The organism is Paenibacillus odorifer (assembly GCF_000758725.1).
Classification (GTDB): domain Bacteria; phylum Bacillota; class Bacilli; order Paenibacillales; family Paenibacillaceae; genus Paenibacillus_AQ; species Paenibacillus_AQ odorifer.
The window spans coordinates 4,764,116-4,777,690 of the sequence record NZ_CP009428.1; the positions used below are offsets into that span (position 1 = coordinate 4,764,116).

At 47.9% G+C, this 13,575-nt stretch carries 11 protein-coding genes; 1 reads left to right on the forward strand and 10 read right to left on the reverse strand.

Going from position 1 to position 13,575, the window contains the following annotated elements; translation table 11 throughout:
- Positions 1-37: 37 nt before the first annotated feature.
- The 4 genes from narI to PODO_RS20860 are packed head-to-tail and all read right to left on the reverse strand — an operon-like array spanning position 38 to position 6,515.
- Positions 38-724: a respiratory nitrate reductase subunit gamma gene (gene narI, locus PODO_RS20845; protein WP_038572507.1), complete on the reverse strand. Its 687-nt coding sequence runs from the start codon at positions 722-724 to the stop codon at positions 38-40.
- The gene (gene narJ, locus PODO_RS20850) at positions 721-1,287 is read right to left on the reverse strand and encodes a nitrate reductase molybdenum cofactor assembly chaperone (protein ID WP_036675989.1); all 567 of its coding nucleotides are present in this window, start codon (positions 1,285-1,287) and stop codon (positions 721-723) included. Before narJ ends, narI begins: the two co-directional genes overlap by 4 nt.
- Positions 1,280-2,851, reverse strand: a complete 1,572-nt coding sequence (gene narH, locus PODO_RS20855) for a nitrate reductase subunit beta (protein WP_038572508.1) — start codon at positions 2,849-2,851, stop codon at positions 1,280-1,282. The genes narJ and narH overlap by 8 nt, the downstream gene beginning before the upstream one ends.
- A complete protein-coding gene (locus PODO_RS20860; RefSeq protein ID WP_038572510.1) occupies positions 2,841-6,515 on the reverse strand; it encodes a nitrate reductase subunit alpha in 3,675 nt (1,224 codons plus the stop codon). The genes narH and PODO_RS20860 overlap by 11 nt, the downstream gene beginning before the upstream one ends.
- A 387-nt stretch (positions 6,516-6,902) precedes the next feature.
- Between PODO_RS20860 and PODO_RS20865 the strand changes: the two genes are divergently transcribed.
- Positions 6,903-7,322, forward strand: coding sequence for a hypothetical protein (locus tag PODO_RS20865; protein ID WP_038572511.1), 420 nt, complete (start codon positions 6,903-6,905; stop codon positions 7,320-7,322).
- 277 nt (positions 7,323-7,599) lie between these two features.
- On the opposite strand, the gene PODO_RS20870 is transcribed toward PODO_RS20865, so the two are convergent.
- The 6 genes from PODO_RS20870 to PODO_RS20895 form a co-directional block, all read right to left on the reverse strand.
- Positions 7,600-7,995 (reverse strand): DUF488 domain-containing protein, encoded by a 396-nt coding sequence (locus PODO_RS20870; protein ID WP_051490895.1) that lies wholly within the window; start codon positions 7,993-7,995, stop codon positions 7,600-7,602.
- A gap of 483 nt (positions 7,996-8,478) precedes the next feature.
- Entirely contained in the window at positions 8,479-9,837 is a 1,359-nt protein-coding gene (locus PODO_RS20875; protein ID WP_038572513.1) for an LLM class flavin-dependent oxidoreductase, read from the reverse strand.
- Positions 9,838-9,868: 31 nt separating this feature from the next.
- Positions 9,869-10,681, reverse strand: coding sequence for an ABC transporter permease (locus PODO_RS20880; protein ID WP_038572514.1), 813 nt, complete (start codon positions 10,679-10,681; stop codon positions 9,869-9,871).
- Entirely contained in the window at positions 10,678-11,529 is an 852-nt protein-coding gene (locus PODO_RS20885) for an ABC transporter permease (protein ID WP_038572516.1), read from the reverse strand. The genes PODO_RS20880 and PODO_RS20885 overlap by 4 nt, the downstream gene beginning before the upstream one ends.
- Positions 11,530-11,566: 37 nt before the next feature.
- Positions 11,567-12,577, reverse strand: a complete 1,011-nt coding sequence (locus PODO_RS20890; RefSeq protein WP_038572517.1) for an aliphatic sulfonate ABC transporter substrate-binding protein — start codon at positions 12,575-12,577, stop codon at positions 11,567-11,569.
- A gap of 42 nt (positions 12,578-12,619) precedes the next feature.
- Entirely contained in the window at positions 12,620-13,396 is a 777-nt protein-coding gene (locus PODO_RS20895) for an ABC transporter ATP-binding protein (protein WP_038572519.1), read from the reverse strand.
- Between the last annotated feature and the right edge of the window lie 179 nt (positions 13,397-13,575).

A 13,575-nucleotide genomic window follows, 5' to 3' on the forward strand; every position in this document is an offset into this window, starting at 1 on the left:
ATTAGAACAGGAAAAGAAGTCCACGCAACTCTTTCCGTTAATTCGATTTATTTCTTCTGTATAGGATATAACTTCTGCCTATATAATTCAACGGAACACTCCATACATGGACCAACCGGGTGAACGGCCAAAAGGCAAAGATGGCAAACCCCGACAAGATGTGAAGCTTGAAGGAAAACGGCACATCACTCATCAGTGTCGGGTCCGGACGGAACATGAACAGGCCGCGGAACCAGACAGAAATCGTATCGCGGTAGTCAAACTCAGGTTGTACGGCATTCGTTACAATGGTAGAGTACATCCCCATAAACACGATAAACAGGAGGAGTGAGTTGACTATCAGGTCCGATGCACTGCTGAGACGGCGGACATTCTTAAGCGTAAAGCGCCGCGAAGTCAGAATCAGCATCCCGAGCAGTGTGGCTGCACCGAAGATGCCCCCGATGTATACCGCGCCGATGTGGTAAAGATGATCACTTACGCCGATGGATTCCAGCCATGATTTCGGAACAGCGAGCCCGCCAATATGGCCCAGGATAACCGGCATAATTCCGAGGTGGAACAGAATGCTGCCGAATTTCAGTTGTTTCTTTTCAATAAATTCACTGGATTTGGCCGTCCAGTTAAACTGATCCTTACGATAACGAAAAATATGTCCGCCGATAAAGATCACCATACACATGTAGGGAAAAATGACCCATAAAAACTGACCCAGCATATTCATTGACTCAGGGCCTCCTGTTCAGCACAAGCTTTTAATGTTTCGCGCAATCCCTTGACCAGATGGAAATAGGGACTTTCATTTCGTTCCAGAGCCTTGAGCAGATGATACGTACCATCCTCAAGAATCGCTATCAGCATCCGGAAATTCTCCGGCGCTCCCGGGACTTCCAACCACTGCGCGGCATATAGAAATTCACACATAAGCGGCAAATAATCAGGTAGTTCTTCCTCCGGCATTTCCAGACCGAACATTTCGTACAGAAGCTTCAACTTGGCGAGCATTTGCCCCCGTTCCTTGGCCTCCTCAAATTTGAAATAGGTCATATACAAGGCGCAGTCCTTCTGAAAATCAAATGTAGCGGCATAACTCTCCTGAATCTCATCCAGACTGAAGCTCTGCATTTGCTTCCAATAGGTATGCACATGGGCATAACCCGGATGAGTGCTGTCAAACGCCTCTTCCAGAAAAGCCGGATGAAAGTCCAGCTTCTCCGGGTACATGAGCTGCAGGGCGAAATAACCGAAGGATTCCTTGTAATCATGCAGTTTGATCAGATCAATCACGCCAAATCCCCCCGTAGAAATTCTCTTCATACATTTCCTTGCCGGTCTTCATCGTGTCGCCGGCAGAGCTGGCAGGTCCGCAGCCGTCACAACCGGAGCCGGAGCCCATATCGCCCATCCCGTTTCCGAAACCGGTCGAGCCCTGGGCACGGTAAGGGTTCATGTGCTGCTCCTTGTGGGAGGTTGGGATCACGAAACGGTCTTCATATTTGGCAATCGCGAGCAGCCGGTACATTTCCTCTGTCTGCTGTGCTGTCATACCGACACGTTCAAGACGGCTAGCGTCAAACCCTTGGCCTGAGGATTTAGCGCGCATGTAGGAGCGCATCATGGCCATCCGCTGCAGGGCTTCTTTGACGGTCTCCGTATCGCCTGCGGTCAGCATGTTCGCCAGATACTGGATCGGTGTGCGCATCTCTTCGATAGCCGGGAAAATCATATCGGGATTCTTCAGCGAATCTTTACCTTCAAAATAATTCATGATCGGGCTAAGCGGCGGCACATACCACACCATAGGCAGTGTGCGGTATTCCGGGTGAAGCGGGAAGGCAAGCTTGTGCTCAATCGCCAGCTTATAGACCGGTGAGTTCTGGGCTGCCTCCAGCCAATCCTCAGAGATACCATCTTTTCTCGCCTGGGCAATGACTTCCGGATCATGCGGATTCATGAACAGATCACATTGTGCTTTGTACAAATCTTTCTCGTCCGGGATGGATGCGGCATCAAGAACCTTGTCGGCATCATACAGCAGAACCCCGAGATAGCGGATTCGGCCTGTACAGGTCTCGGAGCATACCGTAGGCAGTCCTGCTTCCACACGCGGGAAACAGAAGGTGCACTTCTCCGCTTTGTTGGTCTGCCAGTTGAAATACACTTTTTTATACGGACAGCCAGTCATGCAATATCTCCAGCCTCGGCAGGCTTCCTGGTCGACCAGAACAATCCCGTCTTCATCCCGTTTGTACATCGCACCTGAAGGGCAGGAGGCGACACAGCTTGGGTTGAGGCAGTGTTCACAGAGGCGCGGCAGATAGATCATGAACGATTTCTCGAAGTTGAATTTAATTTCTTCCTCGATCTTCTGGATATTCGGGTCAAGCGGGCCGGTTACATGCGCTCCCGCCAGATCATCCTCCCAGTTAGGTCCCCATTCCAGATCCATCTTCTCGCCTGTTACAGCAGAATGAGCCCGCGCCACCGGGGAATGCTTTTGCTCTCCTGCATTCGTCAGATGCTCATAATTGTAAGTCCACGGTTCATAATAATCCTTCATCTCCGGCATGTCGGGGTTGTAAAAGATTTTGCCGAGCGCAATCTTGGACAGCTTATTGCCGGATTTCAGCTCCAGCTTCCCCTTGCGCAGCTGCCAGCCGCCCTTGTAGAGCTCCTGGTCTTCCCAGCGTTTCGGATAACCAATCCCCGGTTTCGTTTCCACGTTATTGAACCACATATATTCCGCACCTTTACGGTTCGTCCAGGTCGTCTTGCAGGTCACGCTGCAGGTGTGGCAGCCGATGCATTTATCCAGATTCATTACCATTGCAACTTGCGCTTTAATTTTCAAGCCAGTTGACCTCCTTCATTTTGCGGACGGCTACGTAGACATCACGCTGGTTGCCGATCGGACCATAGTAGTTAAAACCGTAGCTGAGCTGTGCGTATCCGCCGACCATCTGGGTAGGCTTCAGATGAATCCGGGTAGGCGCATTGTGGCTTCCGCCGCGCGTATCCGTAATTTCAGAGCCCGGTACTTGAATGTGCTTGTCCTGGGCATGGTACATAAACATGGTGCCTCTCGGCATCCGGTGACTGACAACCGCGCGTGCAGTTACGACACCGTTACGGTTGTAGACTTCGAGCCAGTCATTATCCTCAATGTGATGTGCCGCAGCATCCTCATTATTGATCCACACGGTTGGACCGCCCCGGAACAACGTCAGCATGTGCTGGTTATCCTGATAGGTCGAATGGATATTCCATTTCCCGTGCGGTGTCAGATATCTCAGAACCAGAGAATCCTGTCCACCCTTCACTTCCTTGTCACGCGGCCCGAAGACCATCGGAGGCAACGTTGGCTTGTAAACCGGCAGCGCTTCGCCGAACTGCTGGAAGATTTCATGGTCAATGTAGAAATGCTGTCTTCCGGTCAGCGTCCGGAACGGAACGAGACGTTCAATGTTCGTGGTGAACGGTGAATAGCGCCGTCCCTGCTTGTTCGACCCGCTGAATACCGGTGTCGGAATGACTTCCCGCGGCTGTGCGGTGATGCTCTGGAACGTAATCTTTTCTGCGGCCCGGTCCGCCGAGATATCTCGCAGCTCTACTCCTGAATCCTTCTCCGCTGCAGCGTAAGCCTTCTGGGACACGCGCCCGTTGGTAGCCGAAGACAGGTGAAGAATCGTATCTGCGGCCTGGCGGGCAGTCTGCAGCTTCGGCAGTCCGTTTTTGATCGTTTCATCGAAATAAATACCGCTGAGCTTCTTCAATTCCTCATATTCTTCGGCGACAGAGAAGCTGATGCCGTGCGCGCCTGCTTTGCCGATTGCGAGGTTAGGTCCGAGTGAAATGTATTTGTCATGAATTTTAGTATAATCACGCTCTACAATAGTAAAGTTCGGCATTGTTTTGCCCGGGATAGCCGGAACTTCGCCTTTGGTCCAGTCTTTGACAAGACCCATCGGCTGTGAGATCTCGCTTACCGAATCATGGCCGAGCGGTGACATCACAACATCCTTATAAACGCCAGGCAGATGCGATTTTGCCATTTCGGAGAATACCTCAGCCAGCTGGCGGTAAATATCCCAATCTGACCGGGATTCCCACAGCGGGTTAACTGCCGGATTGAACGGATGAACAAACGGATGCATGTCAGTCGACGACAGATCTGTTTTCTCATACCAGGTTGCGGCCGGCAGCACGATATCTGCATAGAGGGGTGTTGTCGTCATCCGGAAATCCAGGGCAACCATCAGATCGAGCTTACCTTCGACATCCTCACGCCAGATAATCTCTTCCGGTTTCTGTTCTTCATTCGGCTCGGCCAGCAGACCGTCGGAAGCTCCGAGCAAATGCTTCATGAAGTATTCCTGCCCTTTGGCAGAGCTTGAAATCAGGTTCGAGCGCCAGATAAATAATGAACGGGGAAAGTTCTCCGGTGCGCCGGGATCTTCCACGGCAAACCGTGTTTTCCGTGATTTAATCTCTTCCACGGTGTGACTGATAATCTCGCTGTTAGTCTTCTTGCCTTGCTGTGCGGCTTCCTCGGCGAACAGAAGACTGTTCTTGTTGAATTGCGGGAAGGATGGCAGCCATCCGAGACGGGCAGCCAATACGTTATAGTCAGCCGGATGTTGGTAAGCTACATCCCCTCCAGTCGGCGATTTCAGTGAATCAGTGCCGCTCTCCTCATAACGCCATTGCTCTGTTGCGAAATAGAAGAACGAAGTCGCGTTCTGCTGACGTGCCGGACCCTGCCAGTCCTTGGCAAAAGCAACCGTTGACCAGCCTTCAATCGGACGGCATTTCTCCTGACCAACATAATGCGCCCAGCCGCCGCCGTTAACACCTTGGGAAGCGGTCAGCACCACTAGATTCAGAATGGAACGATAGATGGTATCGCTGTTGAACCAGTGATTAATCCCTGCGCCCATGATGATCATAGAGCGTCCACCCGTATCAATCGCATTCTGGGCAAATTCGCGGGCAATCTGAACTACGACACTCGCCTTTACCGTCGTAATCTTCTCTTGCCATGCCGGGGTGTAATAAGAGGATTGATCCTCATATCCCTTTGCGTTAAGCGGACTTTCTGTACGTGCGACGCCATACTGGCTCATCATCAGATCATAGACTGTGGCGGCATAACGTTCTGCACCGTCGGCAAGCCGTATTTTGCGGGCCGGAATCACCCGTCTGAAGGTGCCGTTGCCGGCATTATCGAAGTACGGGAACACGATTTCCGTCCACTCTTCTCCGTGGCCTTCGATGGTCAAGGCGGGTTCTACTTTACTGCCGTCTTCCCGCTCGAGGATCAGATTCCATTTCTTTCCTTCCTCCCAGCGCTGCCCCATGGTACCGTTCGGAACCATCATCTCACCAGCCACCTCGTCAAAGATTACCGGTTTCCAGTCTGAGTGCTGGGAGTTATCTCCAAGATCACTCGCCCGCAAGAAACGTCCGCCTTTAAGGGCATCCTCATGAGGGTCAAGCAGAATCAGGAAAGGCATATCTGTATATTGCTTCGCATAATTCAGGAACATCGGCTCCTGGCGTTCCTGGTAGAACTCTTGCAGGATGACATGCGTCATGGCCTGGGCAAGCGCAGCGTCCGACCCTGGATTCGGGGCCAGCCAGTTGTCGGCGAATTTGACGTTCTCTGCGAGATCCGGTGCCACCGACACGACTTTGGTTCCCTTATAGCGTACTTCAGTCATAAAGTGGGCATCCGGCGTCCGAGTTAGCGGTACGTTAGAGCCCCACATCATCAGGTAACCGGCGTTGTACCAATCCGAAGATTCTGGAACATCCGTCTGCTCGCCCCAAATTTGCGGGGAAGCCGGAGGAAGATCAGCATACCAGTCATAGAAACTGAGCATTTGACCGCCTAGTAGTGATATGAATCGCGCCCCCGATGCGTAGCTGACCATGGACATGGCCGGAATCGGTGTGAAGCCGGCGATGCGGTCGGGACCGTATTTCCGGATCGTGTAGATCAGCTGGGCCGAGATCAGCCGCAGCGCGTCGTCCCAGGCTACACGTATATGTCCACCTTTACCGCGCGCCTTCTTGTACTGGCTAGCCTTCTCGGGGTCTTCAACAATACTGGCCCAGGCATCGATGTAATTGTCATGCTCCTTCAACGCCGTTTGCCACAGCCGCCACAGTTTCCCTCTGATATACGGGTATTTCACGCGCAATGGACTATATTCGTACCACGAGAAGGTAGCTCCGCGGGGACAACCGCGCGGTTCAAACTCCGGCATATCCGGTCCGCAGGAAGGATAATCGATCTGCTGATTTTCCCAAGTAATGATTCCGTTCTTCACAAACACCTTCCAGCTGCAGGAGCCTGTACAGTTGACTCCGTGAGTGGTACGCACTACTTTATCGTGAGACCAGCGCTGGCGGTACATATTCTCCCAATCTCTATTTTTCTCTTCAAGAATGGACCAGTTTCCGGAATAGCTTTCAACCGGTTTAAAAAAGTTAAGTCCGAATTTCTTCTTCATCGATCCAGAACACTCCCTTCAAAATTTATTCAATTAATACCATTATGGATCTACCCGGCCGTGCTTCCCATTAGGGAAACACCTATTGAACCTCGGGAATTCCCTCGATCTGAATAAAAAGCAAAAAGCCTTTCCCACTGAGGAGAAAAGCTGTGTTCCTGCCGTTTACTTCCCGGGCAGAGGATCCCATTAGGGACTTCCCTCTTTTTGGTCCGGGGAATTCCTTAGCGGGAATTCCTCTGCAAATTCGTGTGCTATACTGGCAAGTGGAAACGGCTTTACCGTCCTTTTTTGAAGACGGTACCGTTTCAGCGAGAAGTAGAATGATCATTATCATATGAAACATATAGATTCTTATATTTTCGAAAAACGGGAGGATGAAGCAACATGCCAGGACCCTCACTACGCCAGTTGCATGCCCACCATGCCATTCATCAGGGCGGGCTCTCCGGCGCTGTAGCCAAGACCGAAGAAGTGGAAGAACTGCTGGAAGCGAAGGAATTTGAAGTGGCGCATCAGGCCGCCGAACATCTAATTGAGTACTGGGAGACGCGGATTATCAGCCATGCTGACGCGGAGGAAGACGGGTTCTACCAGGAAATGGCCGGGAGAAATCCTAACCTGCAAGACGCAGTTCTTGGGCTTACACGTGATCATGAATTATTGCGGATTATAGTAAAAGATGTCAAAGCATTGCTTGCGGAAGAAGGCCTCACTCCGGAGGTGCTTCACCAGTTCCACGCGCTGCTGGTTGTGAACGCGATTCATAGCCGGGATGAAGAACGTCTTCTGTTTGAGGAGGCGTGACCTCATTTCTAGCTTGCAGGATGGCACGCAAATCAGCTTTGTTAATCAGTAATTCTTGCAGCGTGTATTCGCCCAACAATGGAAGCGATGATTGGCGAACTGCCCAGGCTCGGGATGAAAGAAGAGCAAATTCATTATGAGTTTTTCGGACCGGCACTCCAATTGAACAACAATTTAATTATGAATCTATTCACCCAGCATCTAATTTTATTTATTAAAAAAAGCACACGGGCCTCCCTCGAAATCCTTAACGATTCGGGGGAGATCCGTGTGCTTTTTATCTGGAAAGCAGCCATTTATATAATACATTCGCATGATTATGTATTGGGTCTTTCGCGGCATATACCAACGTAACATCCTGTTTCAGCACCCGTTCACGGATTGTCGCTGCAAGTCTCACGCGCGTCGGATCTTCCTCCAGTTCCCGGATATAACGGTCACTAAATGCCGCAAAACGCTCCGGCATGTGGTCAAACCATTTGCGCAGCTCCGGGCTTGGAGCAATCTCCTTCATCCATTCGTCTAATGCCGCCTGCGGTTTCGTAATTCCGCGTGCCCACAGCCTGTCCACCAGTATCCGGTATCCGTCCTCCGGAGCCGCCGGCTCATAAATCCGCTTCAGACATATAGAGTACTGATGTTCATCTAAATTGCGGCAGGTATTCTCCAACATGTAGTCTCCCTCCTGGCATCCATACTGGAACGGACCGTTGTCCAATTGCTGTATCGAACGTGCGGTCAGCTATTCCAAAAGAGCGATTTCTTAGTACACTGAATATACCATGGAACAAATTTTCCTGCCAAGGACAGTAACTTGGAGGGAATGTGGTACCGTAAGCAGGTTGATTGCCGATTAAATCCTCTAATTTCTGAGCGGCACTAGTGCCAGGCACAAGAAGAGCAACATTGTTTGTACCTTCTAATACTTGTGAGATAATCCGTGGAAACGGTGAATCGATCGTTAAAATATTGAAAATATACTCAGATGGAATAGAAACTTGTTACATTGCTTCTGGAACGATTCACGAAACTTCTGCAACCAATACAAATATAATGTTATTGCTTCAGGTGGGATGATCTTTTACTATTCACATTATTTTTACATAAAAAATACTCCTTCATTGGTTTTCCAAACCCAATAAAGGAGTGAATCCGCTTATTTACCAGCCCCTATTTCAGCCACTCTACGATTCTGGAAATGACGGATATCCGGACGCTCCAATCCTAAATGTTCACGAAGAGTACTCCCCGTGTACTCAGTACGGAACAAGCCGCGTGCCTGCAAGATGGGCACAACATGATCCACAAATTCATCCAAGTTGCCCGGCAGTACTGGTGGCATAATATTAAATCCATCGCAGCCGTACTCTTCGAACCACAATTGCATTAAATCTGCCAATTGTTCATAGGTTCCAACAAACTGCATATGTCCTCGTGCGCCTAGCAGACGGCGGCCTAATTCTAATATCGATAATTTGTCCTTACGAGCCATATCCATAATCAGCTGAACCCGGCTTTTCATTCCATTTGATGCTTCTACTGGATCAGGAATCTCAGGCAGCTGTCCATCTACTGGGTATTCAGACAGGTCAAACCTCAACATACCAGACAACATACCAACAACAGCGGCAGGAGGAATCAACTCCTGCAGTTCTTTATATTTACTTTGGGCTTCCTCTTCGGTCGCTCCAATGATCGGAGACAAGCCCGGCATAATTTTTAAGCTGCCACGTTCACGGCCGTAATCTGCTAATTTGGAATTGACGCTTTCATAGAAGGCCTTAGCCGCTTCAAGCGACTGCTGTGCCGTAAAGATCACCTCTCCAAAACTAGCTGCAAACTCTTGTCCTGGACCAGAAGATCCGGCTTGAATAAGTACAGGATACCCTTGAGGTGAGCGAGGAACATTGAGGGTTCCTTTTGTAGAATACCACTCCCCTTTGTATTCCACTTCTTTGATCTTCTTCGCGTCAGCAAATTGTCCCTCTTCGCGGTTAACGATTAAAGAGTCATCCTCCCAGCTGTCCCAGAGAAGCGTCGCCACCTCAACAAATTCACGAGCCATTTTATACCGAAGTCCGTGCTCTGGATGCTCCGGCTTCCCATAGTTATAAGCTTCCACATCGAGCTGGGAGGTGACAATATTCCAACCTGCTCGGCCTTCACTAATATGATCTAAAGAAGCAAATTTGCGAGCCACATTATAAGGTTCGTTATACGTGGTCGATACGGTAGCCGTTAATCCGAGTTTTTCTGTTTCTGTCGAAAGGGCTGACAACAGCGTCAATGGGTCCAGCATACCCGAAGCAGCTTGATCCGCACCCATCACATACAACAAATCCGCCAAAAACATCATATCGAACTTTCCACGCTCTGCGGTTTTTGCCAATTCGCGATAAAATTTATAATTGAAGATCTTATCCGCTCCTGATTCCGGATGACGCCAGCCATAATGATGATGTCCTGAATAATAAATAAATGCACCTAAATGTAGCTGATCTTTTCTGGTTCCCATAATGACCCTGCCTTTCGAATTCTAGAGTTCGTTAACCTTTGAATGTATCACGCCAATGCAGCCATCTTTTCTCCAGCAATCGAATTGCAGAATCCGAAAGTTTTCCTATCACTGCAAAGATTGAAATTCCAACGAATACTATATCTGTTTGCGAATAAGCTCTGGCATCCTGAATCATATAGCCTATCCCCGCACTTGTTCCCATCATCTCCGCTACGACGAGTACAAGCCACGATGCACCAAGTGATAAGCGAATACCAAGTAGAATATTAGGCATTGCAGCCGGAATAATCATTTTGCTAAGCAGCTGCCATCTTGTGTATTGGAAAATATGGGATACTTCAACAAGCTTGATATCAACATCACGAATTCCTAGAAAAGTGTTCAGATAAACTGGGAAAAAAGCACCTAATGAAATCATTAGTATTTTAGAAAACTCACCCACACCAAACCACAAAATGAATAACGGAATAAGGGCAAGTAATGGAATCGTTCGAAGCATCTGTAAAGATGGATCCAGTGTACGCTCTACTAATTTCCCAAGTCCTGTAGATAAGCCAAGCAGCAGTCCAGTAGCAGATCCCAATAAAAAGCCAAGTCCTGCCCGATAGGCGCTAATCCCCAGATGTCGAAACAACTCACCGCTAGCTATTAAAGAAAAGAACTGCGTAATAATGGAGGATGGAGCAGGCAATGTCGTCGCAGAGACTAGATGGAGCGCAGCTGCCACTTCCCAAATCACCACTAGAGCTAGAGGTACAATCCAACCATGCAGTTTTTTTGGAATCCAGCTTAAACCATCGTCGTGACGCTCTATTTTATTACTGGATAGGTGATTGCTCATGATCCTTTATCTCCTCTATAACTGTCCTGCCATCTTAGCAATCTCGATTCCAACAGCTTTACTAATGAATCTGACAGTTTACCTACTACCGCAAACACGATGATCCCAACAAATACCACTGTGGTCAAAGAAAACGATCGCGCGTCATTGATTAGATAGCCAACACCTGAGCTAGAGCCCATCATTTCCGCTACGACAAGTCCAAGCCAAGCTATGCCTACAGACAAGCGGATACCTAAAAAGATGTTGGGCAGTGAGGCTGGAATAATTAACTTACTCACCATCTGCCATTTACTGAATTGCAGTACTCTCCCAACATCAAACAACTTGTTGTCCACCGAACGGATTCCTAGAAATGTGTTCACGTATAATGGGAAAAATGAACCTTTGGCAATCAACAATATTTTTGAGGTTTCACCGAATCCGAACCACAAAATAAATAGTGGAGCAATTGCTAAATGGGGCAGCGTGCGCAGCATTTGCAGCGACGGATCCAGCAAACGTTCTGTTTTGTATGAAAAGCCTACCCACAAACCAGCCGCTAAGCCAAGCCCTCCCCCAATTAAGAAACCAAGCAGTGCCCGCCAAGCAGATATGCCTAAATGTTTCGCCAGCTCACCGGACGCGGTCAAGCTAACCAATTCCCGCCATATTTCACTTGGCCTTGGCAGCAATATAGGATTTAACTTTCCCATCGCTCCGGCTATCTCCCAAATCAGGAGCAAAGCAATTGGTAAGATAAGTCCAAGCAATATATTCGTCGTTTGGATGGAAAGTCCACGCTTCTTTACTGGATTCTTTTTATGGATTAGTGGCGAGATCACAGCTTTTTCAGCACTGAATTGCATATAAACAACCTCTTTTCTACATCTGTGGTTTCATCCGTTACTTCAAAGGTTCCTTCAGTGCTGCTTCAATATATTGATTATCTGTTATTTTAGAAACTTCAATCTCTTTACGAATGTTCTTAATATTAAATTGAAAATTGGCTGTCTTCTGCAATTCTTCAACAACAGCATCACTAATTGGAATGTTGATCATCTGGGAACGTTCAAACGTACCTTCTATTACCGCTGCCGGAATGTTCCGCTCAGCCGCATATCTTTCAGTCGCTTCAGCGCGATTATCTGTCTCCCAAGCTATAGCTTTGTTGGTGACTTTTAAATAAAGCGTAACTAGTTCTGGATATTTCTCTGCGAACGCTGAACGGGAGATCACAAAAGAAGGAGATAAGACACCCAATTGCTCACCATCCGTCAAAACCTTCCCTTTACCGGTCAATGCATTTAGAGTAATATATGGATCCCATGTAGCCCATGCATCAACGCCACCGGTTTCAAATGCAGGTTGTGCTTCATCAGGCTGTAACTGGATAATCTCAAAATCTGCTTCTTTAAGACCTGATTCCTCAATACCGCGATAAAGGAAGTTGTAAGCATTGCTGCCTTTTGTAACAGCTATCTTCTTACCTTTCAAATCCTCCAGTTTCTGAGCAGTACTACTACTAGGTACAAGAAGAGCAACGTTATTCGTACCTTCTAATACTTGTGAGATAATCTTAATAGGAATGCCCGCAGCTTGGGCTGCGATCACCGGCATGTTACCAAGCGTCGCTATGTCCAACTTATTAGAAGCGATCGCCTCTGTCATTGGGGGTCCACTTTGAAATTCCGTCCATTCTACTTTGACGCCCAGCTTATCAAATTCTTGCTCATACCATTTTTCCTCACGGGCTTTACCAAACATTCCCCCGCTGCCCTGCACGCCAATTTTAATGGTCACACCTTCATATTTGTTCGCATCGTTCTTTCCCGCGCTCTTTTCATTCGATGCACAACCCGTTGCAAATACAGACAAAACAAGCATAACAAGTAGTGAATTACGAAATAATTTCATGGATCATTTCTCCCCTTTTTATAAAAAATGGACTCTCTTTATCTAGATACCAGCACCAACATCGATTGCCGGTTCTTCAACCTTCTCAAACTCACTCAGAACCAGTCGACGTAACTCTTGGAATGAAGTACTGGATCTTTTTCGCGGAAACGGTAAATCGATGGGAAGAATATTGCGAATATGTCCAGGTCGAGGATTCATAATGACTACCCGCTCACCCAAAAATACAGCTTCATCCAGATCATGAGTCACAAATAACATAGTCGTCTTATTACTCTGCCAAATATCAAGAAGTACCTCTTGCAGATGTGATCTAGTAAAAGCGTCTAGTGCGCCAAAAGGTTCATCGAGCAATAATACATCCGGATTACGGAGCAACGCCCTAGCAATAGATACTCGCTGGGCCATCCCGCCTGACAGCTCACGTGGATAGGATTTCTCAAAACCCTTTAATCGTACAAGTTCAATCAATTCATTTACTTTTTTGCGAACCTCTGGATTTTTAAGCGATAAATTTGCTGCAATATTATGCTCCACCGTCAACCACGGAAAAAGTCTTGGTTCTTGAAATATAAATCCCTTCTCAATACTCGGACCGTCGATCTGTTTGCCATTCAGTAGAACCGTGCCGCTATAGCTCGTATCCAGTCCTGCCACAATTTTTAGCAAGGTACTTTTTCCGCAGCCGCTGGGACCTATAATCGTAATCAACTCGCCTTTTTTCACCTTCAGCTGAATATTACTTAATGCGATAACATCACCTGCAGGCGCGGCGAATACTTTATTCAAATGTTCGATAACCAGTGTTTCCTCCGACACTCCATTCACCCTTTCCGATAAATATAAATTAAACTATACTCATGTATTTAATAGGTATTTAGAGCAAAAAAAAATGATGAGATCCTCTAAAGAACCTTATCCGATTATTCAACTAGGTTTAATTTACATCATCTTATCAGTGACATTCCTCACATGTCAAACATTATTTGCCAAATGAG